At 71.1% G+C, this 15,312-nt stretch carries 17 protein-coding genes and 2 tRNA genes; 3 read left to right on the top strand and 16 right to left on the bottom strand.

Features of this window, described 5'->3' with window-relative positions:
* Positions 1–171: 171 nt before the first annotated feature.
* A tRNA-Ala gene (locus ACIPSJ_RS03175) sits at positions 172–244 on the bottom strand.
* A gap of 114 nt (positions 245–358) precedes the next feature.
* On the opposite strand from ACIPSJ_RS03175, the gene ACIPSJ_RS03170 reads away from it, so the two are divergent.
* The gene (locus ACIPSJ_RS03170) at positions 359–1,570 is read left to right on the top strand and encodes a glycosyltransferase 87 family protein (RefSeq protein ID WP_401343006.1); all 1,212 of its coding nucleotides are present in this window, start codon (positions 359–361) and stop codon (positions 1,568–1,570) included.
* Here the strand turns inward: ACIPSJ_RS03170 and ACIPSJ_RS03165 are convergent.
* The 3 genes from ACIPSJ_RS03165 to ACIPSJ_RS03155 all read right to left on the bottom strand — a co-directional run bounded on the left by ACIPSJ_RS03165 (position 1,549) and on the right by ACIPSJ_RS03155 (position 3,497).
* The gene (locus ACIPSJ_RS03165; RefSeq protein ID WP_006136074.1) at positions 1,549–1,782 is read right to left on the bottom strand and encodes a hypothetical protein; all 234 of its coding nucleotides are present in this window, start codon (positions 1,780–1,782) and stop codon (positions 1,549–1,551) included. The genes ACIPSJ_RS03170 and ACIPSJ_RS03165 overlap by 22 nt on opposite strands.
* Before the next feature lie 3 nt (positions 1,783–1,785).
* Complete coding sequence (locus tag ACIPSJ_RS03160) at positions 1,786–1,959, bottom strand: hypothetical protein (protein WP_107483215.1); 174 nt, start codon at positions 1,957–1,959, stop codon at positions 1,786–1,788.
* Between the two features lie 68 nt (positions 1,960–2,027).
* Complete coding sequence (locus tag ACIPSJ_RS03155; protein ID WP_401343005.1) at positions 2,028–3,497, bottom strand: MFS transporter; 1,470 nt, start codon at positions 3,495–3,497, stop codon at positions 2,028–2,030.
* A 124-nt stretch (positions 3,498–3,621) separates the two neighbouring features.
* Between ACIPSJ_RS03155 and ACIPSJ_RS03150 the strand changes: the two genes are divergently transcribed.
* Positions 3,622–4,533 carry a helix-turn-helix transcriptional regulator gene (locus ACIPSJ_RS03150; RefSeq protein ID WP_401344552.1) on the top strand — a complete coding sequence of 304 codons (912 nt, stop codon included), beginning with the start codon at positions 3,622–3,624 and terminating at the stop codon, positions 4,531–4,533.
* 60 nt (positions 4,534–4,593) lie between these two features.
* Here ACIPSJ_RS03150 and ACIPSJ_RS03145 read toward each other — a convergent pair.
* The 7 genes from ACIPSJ_RS03145 to ACIPSJ_RS03115 form a co-directional block, all read right to left on the bottom strand.
* Positions 4,594–4,666, bottom strand: a tRNA-Ala gene (locus tag ACIPSJ_RS03145).
* Positions 4,667–4,777: 111 nt separating this feature from the next.
* Positions 4,778–5,452 carry a histidine phosphatase family protein gene (locus ACIPSJ_RS03140; protein ID WP_355727864.1) on the bottom strand — a complete coding sequence of 225 codons (675 nt, stop codon included), beginning with the start codon at positions 5,450–5,452 and terminating at the stop codon, positions 4,778–4,780.
* On the bottom strand, positions 5,446–5,889 hold the full coding sequence (rsfS, locus tag ACIPSJ_RS03135; protein ID WP_355727862.1) for a ribosome silencing factor: 444 nt from the start codon (positions 5,887–5,889) through the stop codon (positions 5,446–5,448). Before rsfS ends, ACIPSJ_RS03140 begins: the two co-directional genes overlap by 7 nt.
* Positions 5,890–5,993: 104 nt before the next feature.
* On the bottom strand, positions 5,994–7,679 hold the full coding sequence (locus ACIPSJ_RS03130) for a LytR C-terminal domain-containing protein (protein ID WP_401343002.1): 1,686 nt from the start codon (positions 7,677–7,679) through the stop codon (positions 5,994–5,996).
* A 16-nt stretch (positions 7,680–7,695) separates the two neighbouring features.
* The gene (gene nadD / locus ACIPSJ_RS03125; RefSeq protein ID WP_359221100.1) at positions 7,696–8,388 is read right to left on the bottom strand and encodes a nicotinate-nucleotide adenylyltransferase; all 693 of its coding nucleotides are present in this window, start codon (positions 8,386–8,388) and stop codon (positions 7,696–7,698) included.
* A 69-nt stretch (positions 8,389–8,457) separates the two neighbouring features.
* Positions 8,458–8,625, bottom strand: a complete 168-nt coding sequence (locus ACIPSJ_RS03120; RefSeq protein ID WP_401344619.1) for a hypothetical protein — start codon at positions 8,623–8,625, stop codon at positions 8,458–8,460.
* A gap of 164 nt (positions 8,626–8,789) precedes the next feature.
* A complete protein-coding gene (locus tag ACIPSJ_RS03115; RefSeq protein WP_355727856.1) occupies positions 8,790–8,951 on the bottom strand; it encodes a hypothetical protein in 162 nt (53 codons plus the stop codon).
* Between the two features lie 98 nt (positions 8,952–9,049).
* On the opposite strand from ACIPSJ_RS03115, the gene ACIPSJ_RS03110 reads away from it, so the two are divergent.
* The gene (locus ACIPSJ_RS03110; RefSeq protein WP_401344550.1) at positions 9,050–10,177 is read left to right on the top strand and encodes a M48 family metallopeptidase; all 1,128 of its coding nucleotides are present in this window, start codon (positions 9,050–9,052) and stop codon (positions 10,175–10,177) included.
* Positions 10,178–10,190: 13 nt separating this feature from the next.
* Here ACIPSJ_RS03110 and ACIPSJ_RS03105 read toward each other — a convergent pair whose 3' ends face one another.
* From ACIPSJ_RS03105 to proB, 5 genes are all read right to left on the bottom strand, one after another.
* Positions 10,191–11,261 (bottom strand): hypothetical protein, encoded by a 1,071-nt coding sequence (locus ACIPSJ_RS03105; protein ID WP_401343000.1) that lies wholly within the window; start codon positions 11,259–11,261, stop codon positions 10,191–10,193.
* A gap of 100 nt (positions 11,262–11,361) precedes the next feature.
* A complete protein-coding gene (locus ACIPSJ_RS03100) occupies positions 11,362–11,946 on the bottom strand; it encodes a hypothetical protein (RefSeq protein ID WP_355727853.1) in 585 nt (194 codons plus the stop codon).
* Positions 11,947–12,132: 186 nt separating this feature from the next.
* Positions 12,133–13,419, bottom strand: coding sequence for a glutamate-5-semialdehyde dehydrogenase (locus ACIPSJ_RS03095; protein WP_401342999.1), 1,287 nt, complete (start codon positions 13,417–13,419; stop codon positions 12,133–12,135).
* A 141-nt stretch (positions 13,420–13,560) separates the two neighbouring features.
* A complete protein-coding gene (locus ACIPSJ_RS03090) occupies positions 13,561–13,989 on the bottom strand; it encodes a hypothetical protein (protein WP_046733220.1) in 429 nt (142 codons plus the stop codon).
* 123 nt (positions 13,990–14,112) lie between these two features.
* Positions 14,113–15,219, bottom strand: coding sequence for a glutamate 5-kinase (gene proB, locus ACIPSJ_RS03085; RefSeq protein WP_393534008.1), 1,107 nt, complete (start codon positions 15,217–15,219; stop codon positions 14,113–14,115).
* Between the last annotated feature and the right edge of the window lie 93 nt (positions 15,220–15,312).

The following is a 15,312-nucleotide window of genomic DNA, read 5'->3' as shown; positions in this document are numbered from 1 at the left end:
CTCACGCGCGTGGGGCGGGTCACCCGAGGTCGGGTGACCCGCCCCACGCGCGTGATAAGAAAACAGCGCGAGAAAGACCGTGGCCGACGACGCGGACTGTTTGCCCCGGACTGTTTTCGGAACAACGCCGAAGGCGGACCATCCGTCCGGATGATCCGCCTTCGACTTCTGTGGAGCTAAGGAGAATTGAACTCCTGACCTCCTGCATGCCATGCAGGCGCTCTACCAACTGAGCTATAGCCCCTTGCTTGCGTTCCGCTCGGTTTCCCTGGCGGCGACGCCAACATTACACGGTCGACAGGGTGCACCACCAAATCGTTTCCGTTCTGTGCGGATACGGACGCTAGTGTCGGACTTCGTGACTGTGATCGCGTTCTCCGAGACCCGGCGCCGGGTGCCGGTGGCCCTGGGGGCGTGCCTCTTGTCGTTCGCGGCGTTCTGGGCGGCGCAGCGGGCCGCGCACGTGTCGATGATCGACCTGATGGTCTACCGGGCGGAGGGGGCGACCGTCCGCGCGGGCGGCGATCTCTACGCGCTGCGTACGACGGCGGCTCATCTGCCATCCACCTACCCGCCGTTCGCGGCGCTGCTGTTCACTCCCCTGACGTTGCTGGACGTCCCGAGCATGCGCACGCTGGCGACGGTCGGGAACCTGGTTCTTCTCGTGGTGTTCGTCGGGCTGTCTATGCGGCTCGTCGGGCACGCGCGCGTGGAGCGTGTGCTGTGGGTCGCGGCCGTGGCGGTGTGGTGCGAGCCGGTGTGGACGACCGTGCGCTACGGGCAGGTCAACCTACTGCTGGCCGCGCTGGTTCTGTGGGATCTGTCACGTCGTCCCGGCGAACGCCCGGACCGCTGGGCCGGGGTGGGTGTGGGACTCGCCGCGGCGGTCAAGCTGACGCCCGCCCTGTTCGTGGTGTTCCTGCTCGCGACGGGGCTGGTGGCGCGTCTCGGAGGGCGGGACGGGGGCCCGTGGCTGCGGCACGCGCGGGGGGCGGCCGTCGCCTTCGCGGGGGCGACCCTGTCGGCGGCGGCCGTCCTGCCGTACGACTCGTGGCGGTTCTGGACGGGGATGGTGTTCCGGACGGGCCGGGTGGGGAGGGCCGAGGAGACCGCGAATCAGGCTCTGCGCGGCGTTCTGGCGCGCTTCCTGCACACTCCAGAGCCGGGAGCCCTCTGGGTCGCCGCGGCGGCTCTGACGGCCGTCCTGGGGCTCGCGCTGGCGATCACGGCGGAGCTGCGCGGCCGGCGGGCCTGGGCGGTGGCCGTGTGCGCGGTGACCGCGCTGCTGATCAGCCCGGTGTCCTGGTCGCACCACTGGGTGTGGTGCGTGCCCGTCGTGCTGCTGCTGTGGACGCGCGGGCGGCGGGCGGCGGCCGTGGGCACCGGGCTGGTCTTCTGCTCGTACGCCCTGTGGTGGGTGCCGCACGGGCTCGGCCGGCCCGAACTGCGTCAGAACGGTGTCGACTTGACGCTGTCGGCGCTCTACACGGTCGCCGGTGTGCTGTTCCTGGTGCTCGCCCGGACATCGTTGCCGAGTCCGGGCCCCGCTCAGGCCGTGACGAACGAGTAGAACCTCTTGAGTGTGCAGTGCTCCTCGAGGAGACGGCCGTAGATCGGCTCGCCCTCCAGCTCGCGGTAGGTCTCGATCGGGTCGCCTTTTATGATCAGCGCCCGCGCGCATTCCTCGCACCAGTACTGGTAGTCGGGGTTGATCGGCTCCATGTCGCGGACGATCGGGGTGCCGCTACCGCACCAGTCGCATTTCCGCCTGTGTGCACCCATCGATCAGCTCCAGCTGTGGCCGCAGGCCGTGCACACGTAGGAGATCCCGCCGTTGTCGCCCAGTACTTGGGCCACATGCACGGAACCACAGGAAGGGCAGAGCAGGCGGGTGATCGTGTCCCGTATCAACGCCGCACCGAGGAGGTGGCCGCCCTCCTCAAGGATGCTCGCAGGCATCGCTACTCCTCCCGTCGGGCCGCGCCCCCTTCCGGCCGTTTGATTCTGCCACGGCCGGACCAATACGGTCAGCGACGCCTCAGTACCAGTCCGGACACGGCCCCCGCGGCCGCCGTCGCGGCGAGCGCCCATGCGCAGGCTGACAGCGCCTCCGCAGAGGTATACGCCTCCGGGACCCCAAGTGACTCAAGCCGGTTCAAGAACAGTGTGCCGAACGCGGCGACGCCTATGAGCTGCCCGAGCTGGGTGACGGTCGCCAGGAGGCCGCTGGCGTCCGCGGCGTCCTCGGGGCGCACGGTTGCGAGCGCGCCGGTGAGTGTGGGGCTGAAGGCGAGCGCGAGCCCCGCACCCACGCCGGCGTACGCCAGATAGAGCCACGCGCCCCCGTCGCCGCCCCCGTGGAAGGCCAGTCCGACGCCCGCCACGCCCAGCGCGGCGAGCGCGAACCCGGCCGGGGTCAGCAACCGCTGCCAGGAGGCGGGCCACCGGCGCCAGGTCAGCGCGACCACGCCGAAGACGACGGCGGTCGGCGCGAAGGTGAGTCCGGCGCGCAGCGCGCTGTAGCCGAGGCCGCTCTGGACGTGCAGGGTGAGCGCGAACAGGAATCCGGCGTTGACGGCCATGACGGCGAGGATCCGGAAGACGGCCACTCCCATGCCGGGGTGGCGGAGCACCCGGGGGGCGACGATCGGGGCGCCGCCGCGCCGGGCCAGCCGGGACTCGTATCCGCAGAACAGGGCGAACAGCAGGACGGCGGCGGTCAGGGACAGCCAGGACCACAGCGGCCAGTCCTCCTCCTGCCCGAGCACGAGCGGGACCGTCAGCAGGGACACGGCGGCCGCCAGCAGGACCAGCCCGGGCAGGTCCATGCCGCGGGCCCGCTCGGGTCCGGATCCGGCGGCGGGCGGCAGGACGCGCCTGCCGAGGACGAGGAGTGCGGCGCCGACCGGCACGTTGACGAGGAACACCGGCCGCCAGCCGGTGCCGAACAGGTCCGCGCTGACCAGGACGCCGCCGACGACCTGGCCGGCGGCGGCGCCGACCGCGAGGACCGCCGAGTAGGCGCCGAGCGCCCGGACGCGGGCCTCGCCGGTGAAGGTGCGCTGGATGATGCTGAGGACCTGCGGGATCATCACCGCCGAGCCGGCGCCCTGCACCAGCCGGAAGACGATCAGCTCGGTGGCTCCCTGGGCCAGCCCGCAGGCCAGCGAGGCCGCCGTGAACAGGGCGAGGCCGGCGAGGTGGACCCGGCCGTGCCCGAGCCGGTCGCCGAGCCGGGCGCCGGTGATCAGCAGCACGGAGTAGGTGATGGCGTACCCGGCGACGACCAGCTGCAAGTCGGCGCCGGAGGCGTTCAGTTCGGAACCGATGGTGGGGGCCGCGACGTTCACGATGAAGACGTCGAGCACGGCCATGAACAGAGCCGCGAGGACGACCGCGAGCAGCAGCCGGGGCCGGTTGTCAGTGCCGGGTGCTTCACTTTTCGCAGGGCTTGGAACGGGCGCGGGACCTGGTCCCGGCCGAGATGTCGTCGTCATGCCTTCGAGCGTGGCGAGGGGCCGGTACGGGTGCCGAGAGCCCGCCGATGCTGGTACTGGCAGCACCTGGCAGGGGGCGGGGCGGAAGCGCACGCTGGATGACGTGACGACGGGGAACGTGACGATGGGGACGACAGCACACCGCCGCAGGCCGGAGCTGGCCGCGTTCCTGCGCACCAGGCGGGCCCGGGTGACACCGGCCGACGTCGGCATGCCGCCCGGGCTGCGGCGGCGCACTCCGGGGCTCCGGCGGGAGGAGGTCGCCCAGCTCTCCGGGGTGGGCGTGACCTGGTACACCTGGCTGGAGCAAGGCCGGCCGATCAACGCGTCGCCGCAGGTGCTGGACGCGGTGGCCCGCACGCTGATGCTGGACCCGCCGGAGCGGGAGCATCTGTACCGGCTGGCGGAGGTGCCCTTCGCACCGGCGCCCGAGGGACTGTCCCGGTCGGTCGGCGCGGAGGTGCAGGGCATCATCGACGCCCTCGACCCGCTGCTCGCGGTCGTGTACACGTCGCGCTACGACGTGCTGGCCACGAACTCGGCCTACCGGGACCTGTTCCTGGTGCCGGAGACAGTGCGGATCGGCGTGCCGAACGTGCTGTGGACGCTGTTCACGGTGGAGGAGGACGCCTGCCCGGTGGCGCACCGGGAGCGTGAACTGCCGATGATGGTGGCGACGCTGCGTTCCTCCTACGGCAGACATGTGGGCGAGCCGGCCTGGGAGGACTTCATACGCGCGCTGTCCCAGGCCAGTCCGTACTTCGCCCGGTTGTGGGCGAGCGGTGCGGTGGCGCAGCCCGGGCCGCGGGTGAAGACGTTCCGTCATGACGCGGTGGGCGAACTGCGGATGACCTCGCAGTCGCTGTCGATCGACGGGATGCCGGAGTCCCGGATCGTGGTCTACACCCCGGAGGACGAGCGGACCCGGGAGAAGGTCGCCTCGCTGCGGAAGTGCAGGCAGCGGCTGTGGCCGGTGACGGACGAGGCGGCCGCCCGGATCATCCGGGAGTGGAACACAGAAAATCCCGCCCTCTGAAGAGGACGGGATTTCATCACCGATCTTTGACAACTCGACAGTGTGTGGAGTGTCGATCTGTGGAGCTAAGGAGAATTGAACTCCTGACCTCCTGCATGCCATGCAGGCGCTCTACCAACTGAGCTATAGCCCCTTGCGTTCTTCCCGTCTTTCCGCTTGGCGGGCGAACAAGAAGAACTTTAGCCTGCGACCTGCCGGAAAGTGAAATCCGGGCCCGGGGGCGGGCCCGGTGGTCCCACGGTCCTCAGTCGTCGTCGCCGAGGACGGGCTCCGGGAGGGTGCCCGCGTTGTGCTCCAGGAGTCGCCAGCCGCGGGCGCCTTCGCCGAGCACGGACCAGCAGCAGTTGGTGAGACCGCCGAGGCTCTCCCAGTGCTGGGAGTCCAGGCCGAGGAGGCGGCCGATGGTGGTGCGGATGGTGCCGCCGTGGCTGACCACCACGAGGGTGCCGTCCTCGGGCAGCTTCTCGGCGTGCCGCAGCACGACGGGGGCGGCCCGGTCGGCGACCTCGGTCTCCAGTTCGCCGCCGCCTCGGCGGACCGGCTCACCGCGCTTCCAGGCGGCGTACTCGTCGCCGTAGCGGCCGATGATCTCCTCGTGGGTGAGGCCCTGCCAGACGCCCGCGTAGGTCTCCCGCAGCGCCTCGTCGCGGATGACGTCGAGGCCGGTGAGGACGGCGAGCTGGTCGGCGGTCTCGGCGGCCCGCTTCAGGTCCGAGGAGACGATCGTGTCGGGCCCCAGGGAGGCGAGCAGCCGGGCCGCGCGGCGGGCCTGGCCGATGCCGGTCTCGGTGAGGTCGACGTCGGTGGAGCCCTGGAAGCGGCGTTCGACGTTCCAGGAGGTCTGGCCGTGGCGCCACAGGATGATGCGGCGGCCGCGGCCCTTGCGGTCGCTGACCTCTCCGGTGGCGCTCATCACCATTCCCCGCCCGGCTCGCCGGCGTCGTCGGCGGCCTGCAGCTTGGCGTGCTCCGCGGCCTTGCCGCGGGTGGCCTTGGCGTCGGCGGGCAGCTCGAGCTCCGGGCAGTCCTTCCAGAGCCGCTCCAGAGCGTAGAAGACACGCTCCTCGCTGTGCTGGACGTGCACGACGATGTCGACGTAGTCGAGCAGGATCCAGCGGGCCTCGCGGTCGCCCTCTCGGCGCACCGGCTTGGCGCCGAGTTCCTTCTGGAGGCGTTCTTCGATCTCGTCGACGATCGACTTGACCTGGCGGTCGTTGGGTGCGGAGGCCAGCAGGAAGGCGTCCGTGATCGACAGGACGTCGCTGACGTCGTAGGCGATGACGTCGTGGGCGAGCTTGTCGGCGGCCGCCTGCGCGGCGGCGGTGATGAGCTCGATGGAACGGTCGGTGGCGGTCACTGCGTGGCTTTCCGTCGGCGGTCGTTTGACCTCAAGGGTCTCACGGCTCGCCGGGCGCACCCCACGTGATTACCGGGTCACGTGGGGTGCGGTGGGCGGGTGCCTCAGGAGGAGGACGGCTTGTAGTCCTGGCCGAGGACGACGGAGACGTCGGCGCCGGAGCCGACCGTGCCCTTCGCCACGTCCTTGGCGTCGAGGCCGAGGGTCTTGGCGACCTCGGTGGCGTTCTCCTTGTCGGAGGCGTCGGCGTACAGCACCTTGGAGGTCGTCTGGGTGCCGGAGGCCGAGCCGCCTTCCAGGAAGGTGTAGCCGCCGTTGACGAGGACCACGCGTGCCTTCTCGGTGTTGTCCTTGACGCCGGTGGCGTTCTGGACGGAGACGCGTACCGCGGAGCCCGCGGTGGGGCTCTTGGCGGCGCCGCCGAGGATGTCCTTGACGACGCTGGAGCTGGTCTCGGCGCTGAGGGTGCCGTCGTTCTGGACCGGCAGCAGGGCGGTCTTGTAGTCGCCGCCCTTGGCGAGATCGGCGAGCTTGGCGAGGAAGGAGCCGAGGTCCTTGTCGGTCAGCGAGGGGTCGAGGATCTGCGCGAGGGTCTGCACGGTGACCGTGGCGGCCGACGCGTCGGAGGACATCTTGCGCAGCACGCCCTGCATGACCTGCCCGAACCGTTCCAGCTGGGCGTTCTGGGCCTCGCCGGAGGCGCGGTAGGTGGCGTAGGCGACGGCGGCCTTGCCGCTGAGGGTCTGGTCCTTGCCCTTGTGGACGAGGGGCTCCTCGCCCTTCTTCTTGGCGTCCGGGTCGGGGACGTCGGCGTTGGTGTCGATGTCGATGTTGCCGACGAGTTCGACGAGGTTCTGCAGGTAGGGCGTGTCCAGGCGCCAGGTGCCCTCGATGTTGGTGCCGAGGACGGTGTCGAGCTGGTCGCGGGTGCCGGAGGAGCCGTCGCCGCCGACGGACTTGGCGAGGGTCGTGGTGGTGCCGTCGTCGTCGGTCAGGGCGAGCGAGTTGGGCAGCAGGACGGTGCTGCCCTGCTTGGTGGTGGTGTTGTCGACGAGCAGCGCGGTCGAGGTGCCGCCGCCGCTGGTGTTGTGCAGGTGGACGACGATCACGTCGCGTTTCTGGGCGGCCGCGGAGGTCGTCGTGCCGCCCTTGGTGGTGGAGGAGGACAGGCCGGGGATCTTTCCGGCGTACCAGAGGTAGCCGACGCCGCCGACGGCGACCAGGGCGAGGACGACGGCCAGGGCGATCACGCGGCTGCGGGCGCGGCGCTTGGCCTCCTCGCGGCGTTCGGTGCGGTTCTCGGTGAAGTTCAGCCAGTCGATGACGTCCTCGGAGTCACCGTCGGGCTGTTCGGCGAACGCGAACTGCCCGGTGTGGTAGTCCCGTTCGTCGTCGGCGTGCAGGGGGCCGGTGGGCTGGTCGGCGGGTCCGGCCTGCTGCGGGATGTGCGCGGTCTGCTCGGCGACCCGGGGCTGCCGGCCGCTGCCGGCCGTCTGCCCGTAGGGGTCGTAGGCGGGGTGCCCGCCGGTGTTGTACGGGTCGTACGCGGGCATGGCCGGCTGCCGGCCGGTGTCGTGGACGGGGGTCTGCTGCCCGGTGTCGTACGACGGCGCGGTCTGCTGTCCGCCGCCGGCGTACGGGTCGTAGCCGTAGCCCTGTCCGGCGTACGGGCCGTACGTCTGCTGTTGTGGCTGGGCCGGGATCTGGCGGTACACCGGCTGCCCGTACTCGTCGTAGCCGACGAGTTCGTACTGGTCGCTTCCGTAGCCCGCGTCGTATCGGTCGTTCACCGGTGCCCCTCTCGGCTCACTCGCCGCGGTACAGCTCGCGCTTGTCGATGTAGCGCACGACTCCGTCCGGCACCATGTACCAGATGGGGTCGCCCTTGGCGACTCTCGCACGGCAGTCTGTGGAGGAGATGGCGAGTGCGGGAACCTCCACCAGCGAAACGCCTCCCTCGGGGAGGCCGTGGTCGGTCAGGGGATGCCCGGGCCGGGTGCAGCCGATGAAGTGGGCCAGGGAGAAGAGTTCCTCCGAGTCCCGCCAGGTGAGGATCTGGCCGAGGGCGTCGGCGCCGGTGATGAAGAAGAGGTCGGCGTCCGGGTTGAGGGCGCGCAGGTCACGCAGGGTGTCGACGGTGTAGGTGGGTCCGCCGCGGTCGATGTCGATACGGCTGACGGAGAACTGCGGGTTCTCGGCTGTCGCGATGACCGTCATCAGGTAGCGGTCCTCGGCCGGCGAGACCGCGCGGTGGGTCTTCTGCCATGGCTGCCCGGTGGGCACGAACACCACCTCGTCGAGGTGGAACTGGGCGGCGACCTCGCTGGCCGCCACGAGGTGCCCGTGGTGGATCGGGTCGAACGTTCCGCCCATGACGCCGAGGCGGCGCTTGCCGGTGTGCGCGGGGCCCGCCGGCGTGTACCGGGGGGTCCTCACCCTGCCGTCGGCGGTGTCGGCCTCGTCATGCGCCGGACCGGTAGGCATGTCCTGCTCTCCCATGCGTGCAGACCCTACCGGCCCGGCCCGTGGGCCCTGCCCGGAGGACGGCTGCCGGGCTCGGCGGCCGGCTCAGCGGTCGCGGTTGAAACGGGTGGTGATCCACAGCAGGAGCAGCAGGATGACGAACGCGCTGCCACCGGTGACGAGCGGGTTGAGGCTGTTGTGGTTGCCACCGTGCTCCTCGCCCTCGGCGGCGAGGGTGACCAACTGGGCAGCGGTGCTGTGAAGATTCATCATCTGCGGCAGGACCTATCGCGTGTGGACGGGATAAAGACGTCGGCCCATCGTATGCGGGCGGTCCGGCGGCGATCACGCCGACTCCTCCGTTGGGCCGACGTTGTGCCGACTCCCGCGTCGGGTGGACTCCCGTGCCACGCCGGGCGGGGAACGATCCCGGTGGTTCAGTCGTCCTTCTGTTTGTACCCGCGCAGCAGGAACCAGGCGGTCAGTCCGCAGCCCAGGAACATGACGATCAGGATGACCCGGAGCAGGTCGCCCGAGCCCTGTTGCTGGGCGGCGCTCGCGGCCTGGGTCAGCCAGGCGGCCGGGGGGTTGTGCTCCATGGGGACTCCTTCGGCTGTACTGCCCGTCCACGGTATCTCCGCCTAGGCTGGGCCCTGCCTCGGGGGCACGGCAGACACTCACGCACATGGGGGACGACATGTCCGACGACGGCCACGAGCAGAACGGGCACGAGCGCGTGCCGAGCAGGCAGCGCAGGCGGTTCCAGGGGATCTCCTCGCGTGCGTACGAGCATCCGGCCGACCGTTCGGCGCTGGTGGCGCTGCGCAAGCTGAGCGGCTTCGACACGGTCTTCAAGGCGCTCAGCGGGCTGCTTCCGGAGCGGAGCCTGAGGCTGCTGTTCCTGTCCGACTCGGTGCGGGTGTCGGACCAGCAGTTCGCGCACCTGAACGACATGCTGCGGGACGCCTGCTACATCCTGGACCTGGAGAAGGTCCCGCCGATGTACGTCAACCAGGATCCGCAGCCCAACGCGATGTGCATCGGCCTGGACGAGCCGATCATCGTCGTCACCACCGGGCTCGTCGAGCTGCTCGACGAGGAGGAGATGCGGGCGGTCGTCGGGCACGAGGTGGGGCACGCGCTGTCCGGGCACTCGGTGTACCGGACGATCCTGCTGTTCCTGACGAACCTGGCGCTGCGCGTCGCCTGGATCCCGCTGGGCAACCTGGCGGTGCTGGCGATCGTGACAGCGCTGCGGGAGTGGTTCCGCAAGTCGGAGCTGTCCGCCGACCGGGCGGGGCTGCTGGTCGGCCAGGATGTGCAGGCCTCGATGCGCGGGCTGATGAAGATAGCGGGCGGCAACCATCTGCACGAGATGAACGTGGACGCGTTCCTGCAGCAGGCCGAGGAGTACGAGGCCGGCGGCGACCTGCGCGACTCGGTGCTGAAGATCCTGAACGTGCTGCCGCGTTCGCACCCCTTCACCACGGTCCGCGCGGCCGAGCTGAAGAAGTGGGCGGAGTCCCGTGACTACCAGCGGATCATGGACGGTCACTACACGCGGCGCACCGAGGACAAGGACACCTCGGTCAGCGACTCGTTCAAGGAGTCCGCGGCGAGCTACGCGAGCGATGTGAAGAGCTCCAAGGATCCGCTGATGAAGCTGGTCACGGACATCGCGGGCGGGGCGGGCGGGCTCGGCGGGCGGGTCAAGCGGGGCTTCGAGGGGTTCGCCAGCGCCCCGCCGTCGAAGGGCGCGCCCGCGCAGGACGGCCAGCCGCAGGACGGCCAGCCGCAGGACGCTCCCCCGCAGGACGAGGAGTAAAGGAGCCGGGCCTTCAGACCTTGGGCTCGGCCGCGGCGGCCAGCGTCCCGCACAGGGCGGTGGCGCTGTCCGTGGCGTAGGGGTTGGTGCCCGCCGGGCCGCCCGCCCTGGCCGTCTCGCCGGCCAGCAGGGGGTGGAGGTGGCTGGCGGAGTCCTCGGCGCAGGACAGCGGGCCCGCCTGGACGTAGGAGACGACCAGCTGGGTCTGGTGCAGGCGCAGGTCGTCGCGGTCGAAGCGGAAGGTCAGCTCGCGGCGGACGGTGAACAGGGAGACCTCGGAGCCGGCCGGGGCGCCGGTGGGCCGCAGCGCGTAGACGAAGGTGTGGTCGGCGGTGACCTCCAGGGTCGCCGCGTCGGTCTCGGTGGCCTGCAGGTTGCCCCGGACGCGGATCTTCGGGTCGGCGAGTTCGGCCCGGGTGGGGTCGAAGCGGACCAGCCATCCGGTGGGGGCGTGCCGGCCGTCGGCCGTGGGGTGGTCGAAGCTCTGGTCGAACTGGTCGAGCTGCCCGGGGTCGATCAGCACCCGCGCGGGCCGCACCTGGCTGCTGTCGAGGACCTCGGGGTAGAGCGAGGAGCGGACCAGGTAGTCCTTGGCCGTGGTCAGGGCGGTGACGACCTGGCTGTCGGAGAAGTGCGCGGTGCTGCGGACGACCGGCAGTGGTATCCCCTCGGCGCCCACGCTGTACTGGGCGGCGGGACTGTGCGCGAACAGGCTCTCCGCGTCGGCGGCGCCGACCACCTTGCCCTGCGGGGCCAGCGGGATGACGGTCATCCGCAGGGGCTCCACGGGCTGCTCGGCCTCCTCGGTGCCGTAGGGGTGGCGGACGCCCATGTAGATCGCGGTGCCGAAGGCGACGAGGATCAGCAGGACCAGGATCAGTGCCTGCCGGGTGAGGCCCCGGCGCAGGGGCGGGCGGCGGCGTACGGCGGGCGCGTGATCGGTCATGCGTTCGCGCGCGGAGGACTCCTGGAGGCGGGCAGCACGGACGAACGACTCGTCGAAGACGACGGATCGGTACTCGTCCTCTCCACCTACGGGGCCGCCCTCGGGTGTCCCCTCAGGTGGGTCTGCAGGCCCGCCCATACTTTCAGAGTAGGTCTCGGGAGCCTCAGGTAAACGCCCTGCTACACGACAACTTCTGACAGGTTCTCACCAGGACTGCCACCAGGGCGGCCATCATCGCTCAGGGGGTGCGCGGGATCGCGGAGGCCGCCGACTTGGCGGGCTGGGAGTAGTCGGCGGACACCGAGGGAGCCGCCGCGGTGCCCTGTTCCAGGCCGGTGGAAGGGGGCCTGGGTACCTGGTCGCGGCTGCCGCCCGAGGAGGCGCCGCGGTAGACCGCCGCGAAGGCGAGCGCGACCATGCCGATGCCCATGACGAGGGCGAGCACCCAGGCGACGGGGCGGTGCCAGCGGACGTGTTTGCCGTACGTCCCGGCGGCGCCGTACCGGTCTTCGAGTACGTCGGTGTCGTCCAGGTCGTCGAGATCGGCGCCCGGCCCGAAGTCGGGGCCGTCGGGGTTGTAGCCGTCGTCGTAGCGCTCGCCTCTGGCGTGGGCGCGGCGGGCTTCGGCCTCGGAGGCCTCGGCTCTGGCCTGGGCGGCGGCAAGGAGGCGTTCGACCGCGGTCGGCTCGTGGATCACGGCCGCCTTCACGAAGGCCTCGTCGAAGACCACGGAGTCGAATTCTTCGTCCGACATTCCGTGGTCATGGTCGTCGTCGGGCTCCCAGCCGTCAGGGAACGGCGTGCCCCCCACGTCCTCCGGCACGGATCCAGAGTAGACCTGGGGGGTCAATTTGGGCAGACGGTATGGAAATTCATAGGCCCGGTGAGACGCCTCTCACGCCCGCCCCGGGGGCCCGCACGCCCTTCCGCGCGCCCGTGCGCCGTGGGCGTCCGCCGTTGGGCCGTACGGGTGCCGGCGGCCGTACGGGGAGCAGCGGCCGTACGGGGATCAGCGGCGGGTGTGGCCGTCGCCGGTGACGATGTACTTGGTGCTGGTCAGCTCCGGGAGGCCCATGGGGCCGCGGGCGTGCAGCTTCTGGGTGGAGATGCCGATCTCGGCGCCGAAGCCGAACTGGCCCCCGTCGGTGAAGCGGGTGGAGGCGTTCACGGCGACGGTGGTGGAGTCGACCAGCTGGGTGAAGCGGCGGGCGGCCTGCTGCGAGGTGGTGACGATGGCCTCGGTGTGCCCGGAGGTCCACAGCCGGATGTGCTCTACGGCCCGGTCGAGGGAGTCGACGACGGCGGCGGCGATGTCGTACGACAGGTACTCGGTCTCCCAGTCCTCCGGGACGGCCTCGACGACGGTCGCCTTGGAGTCCTCGGCGTAGGCGAGGACGCGTTCGTCGGCGTGGACGGTGACACCGGCCTCGGCGAGGGCGTCCAGGGCGCGCGGCAGGAACTCGGCGGCGATGTCCTGGTGGACGAGGAGGGTCTCGGCGGCGTTGCAGACGCTGACCCGCTGCGCCTTGGAGTTGATCAGGATGTCGACGGCCATGTCGATGTCGGCGTGGGCGTCGACGTACACGTGGCAGTTGCCGGTGCCGGTCTCGATGACGGGGACCTTGGACTCCATGACGACGGTCTGGATCAGGGAGGCGCCGCCGCGCGGGATGAGGACGTCGACGAGGCCGCGGGCGCGCATCAGCTCGTGGACGGACTCGCGGCCCTCGCCGGGCACCAGCTGGACGGCGTCGGCGGGCAGCCCGGCACCGCCGACGGCGTCCCGCAGGACCCTGACCAGCGCCGTGTTCGACTCGTAGGCGGAGGCGGAGCCGCGTAGCAGGACGGCGTTGCCGGACTTCAGGCAGAGGGCGGCCGCGTCGACGGTGACGTTCGGGCGGGCTTCGTAGATGATGCCGACGACGCCGAGGGGGACGCGGACCTGGCGCAGGTCGATGCCGTTGGGGAGGGTGGAGCCGCGGACGACCTCGCCGACCGGGTCGGGCAGCTTCGCGACGTCCCGCACGTCGGAGGCGATGGCGCGGATCCGCTCGGGGGTGAGCGTGAGCCGGTCGACGATGGCTTCGCTGGTGCCGTTCTCCCGGGCCTTGGCGATGTCCTTGGCGTTGGCCTCGACGATCTCGCTCGTACGGACCTCCAGGGCGTCCGCGATGGCGAGCAGCGCGTCGTCCTTCACCGCGCGCGGCAGCGGCGCGAGGTCGGCGGCGGCTGCCTTGGCGCGGTAGGCGGCCTGGGTGACCGGGGACATGGCGTCGTAGGGCGAGAGCGTCGTCATGAGGGAAGGGTAGTGCGCCCCGTGGAACCGTCCACGCGGTATCCCATACCGCGAGACGCGATCAAAACGGGGCAATGCCCACGGGGATCGGACCGGGTCGCACAGGGGTCCCCAGCGGTCGGGCGGGGGTCGGAACGGGACTCAGAAGGGGTGGATGCCGACCGGTGTCGCGGGCGGCGGGCCGTAGCCCTCGGCGATGCGCTGGTGGTAGGTGGCGCGGTCGATGACCTCGAGGCCGACGATCTCCCAGGCCGGCAGGCCGGCGGTCTGGCGGTGCTCGCCCCACAGCCGCAGGGCGACCGCGGCGGCGTCGTGGAGGTCGCGGGCCTCTTCCCAGTAGCGGATCTCGGCGTGGTCGCAGGCGTAGCGGCTGGTGAGGAGGAACGGATGATCGTGGGCCAGTTGTTCGAGTCCACGGCGCAGTTCCGGCAGCGGGACCTCGGCACCGCAGACGCTGAGGGTGACGTGCCACAGGCGGGGCAGGTCCTTCGGCTCCTCGTAGGTGTCCCCGGCCGCGACACTCGTCAGAGCACCGCGGGACGCCGCAGCCCCAGGGCGCACTCGTCTCACGACGGCCTCCTTCAGCTGTGCTCGTGCGGAACGTGGTCCTGAGACAAAGTTGAGCAGGCCGCAAGGGTTCGTGTGGCGGTTTTACGGAACGTCCCCCACCGGGGTCCGTCGTTACGCCCGGTTTTACGGGTGCAGGACCACCAGGTCGTCCCTGTGTACGACCTCCCGTTCGTACGCCGGGCCCAGCTCGCGCGCCAGCTCCCTGGTCGAACGGCCGATCAGCTGCGGGATCTCCTTGGCGTCGAAACTGACCAGCCCCCGGGCGACCGCGCGGCCCTCCGCGTCGCGCAGCTCGACGGGGTCGCCCGCGCCGAATTCGCCCTCCACCGCGGCGATCCCGGCCGGCAGCAGCGATTTGCGTCCTTCGACGACCGCGCGGACGGCGCCGTCGTCGAGGGTGAGCGAGCCCTGCGGCGTGGAGGCGTGCTGAAGCCACAGGAGGCGGTCTGCGGACCGTTTGCCGGCGGGGTGGAAGTAGGTGCCGGTGTCGCCCCCGGAGAGCGCGTCGGCGGCGTGCACGGCGCTGGTGAGGACCACCGGGATGCCCGCGGCGGCCGCGATCCGGGCGGCCTCCACCTTGGTGACCATGCCGCCGGTGCCGACGCCGGCCTTTCCGGCGCTGCCGATCTCCACGTCCGCGAGGTCCTCGGGGCCCCGCACCTCCGCTATCCGCGAGGTGCCGGGCCTGCTGGGGTCGCCGTCGTAGACGCCGTCGACGTCCGAGAGCAGGACCAGGAGGTCGGCGTGGACGAGGTGGGCGACGAGGGCGGCGAGACGGTCGTTGTCGCCGAACCGGATCTCGTCGGTGGCGACCGTGTCGTTCTCGTTGACGATCGGGAAAGCGCCCATCGCGAGGAGTTTGTCGAGGGTGCGGGAGGCGTTGCGGTGGTGGGCGCGGCGGCTCATGTCGTCGGAGGTGAGCAGGACCTGTCCGACGCGGACGCCGTAGCGGGCGAAGGAGGCGGTGTAGCGGGCGACGAGCAGTCCCTGGCCGACGCTGGCCGCGGCCTGCTGGCGGGCCAGGTCCCGGGGGCGGCGGCGCAGCCCGAGCGGGGCGAGGCCGGCGGCGATCGCGCCGGAGGAGACCAGGACGATCTCCTTCTCTCCCCCGCCGCGGCTCTTGGCGAGGACGTCGACGAGCGCGTCGACCCGGTCGGCGTCCAGGCCGCCGGAGGCAGTGGTCAGCGAGGAGGAACCCACCTTGACGACGATCCTGCGGGCCTCGCTCACGGCCTGCCTTGCCCTTGCCACGTCCTGTCCCCACTTCGTCGCGCGTGGCAGCAATCTACGCGAACGGGACCGAAGCCAGGCGCGCCCGTCCAG

Origin of the sequence: Streptomyces sp. NPDC090088 (assembly GCF_044747345.1) — a bacterium.
Classification (GTDB): domain Bacteria; phylum Actinomycetota; class Actinomycetes; order Streptomycetales; family Streptomycetaceae; genus Streptomyces.
The sequence above is the reverse complement of the archived record's forward strand: the minus strand, read 5'-3'. Positions and strand labels throughout refer to the sequence as shown.

Coding starts and splice junctions, on each gene's coding strand:
- ACIPSJ_RS03155 (WP_401343005.1), bottom strand. CDS start 3,497: ATGACGACGACATCTCGGCCGGGACCAGGTCCCGCGCCCGTTCCAAGC.
- ACIPSJ_RS03150 (WP_401344552.1), top strand. CDS start 3,622: ATGGGGACGACAGCACACCGCCGCAGGCCGGAGCTGGCCGCGTTCCTG.
- ACIPSJ_RS03165 (WP_006136074.1), bottom strand. CDS start 1,782: ATGGGTGCACACAGGCGGAAATGCGACTGGTGCGGTAGCGGCACCCCG.
- ACIPSJ_RS03120 (WP_401344619.1), bottom strand. CDS start 8,625: ATGATGAATCTTCACAGCACCGCTGCCCAGTTGGTCACCCTCGCCGCC.
- ACIPSJ_RS03095 (WP_401342999.1), bottom strand. CDS start 13,419: ATGACGACGCTCTCGCCCTACGACGCCATGTCCCCGGTCACCCAGGCC.
- ACIPSJ_RS03160 (WP_107483215.1), bottom strand. CDS start 1,959: ATGCCTGCGAGCATCCTTGAGGAGGGCGGCCACCTCCTCGGTGCGGCG.
- nadD (WP_359221100.1), bottom strand. CDS start 8,388: ATGGGAGAGCAGGACATGCCTACCGGTCCGGCGCATGACGAGGCCGAC.
- ACIPSJ_RS03105 (WP_401343000.1), bottom strand. CDS start 11,261: ATGGGCGGGCCTGCAGACCCACCTGAGGGGACACCCGAGGGCGGCCCC.
- ACIPSJ_RS03115 (WP_355727856.1), bottom strand. CDS start 8,951: ATGGAGCACAACCCCCCGGCCGCCTGGCTGACCCAGGCCGCGAGCGCC.
- ACIPSJ_RS03110 (WP_401344550.1), top strand. CDS start 9,050: ATGTCCGACGACGGCCACGAGCAGAACGGGCACGAGCGCGTGCCGAGC.
- ACIPSJ_RS03140 (WP_355727864.1), bottom strand. CDS start 5,452: ATGGTGATGAGCGCCACCGGAGAGGTCAGCGACCGCAAGGGCCGCGGC.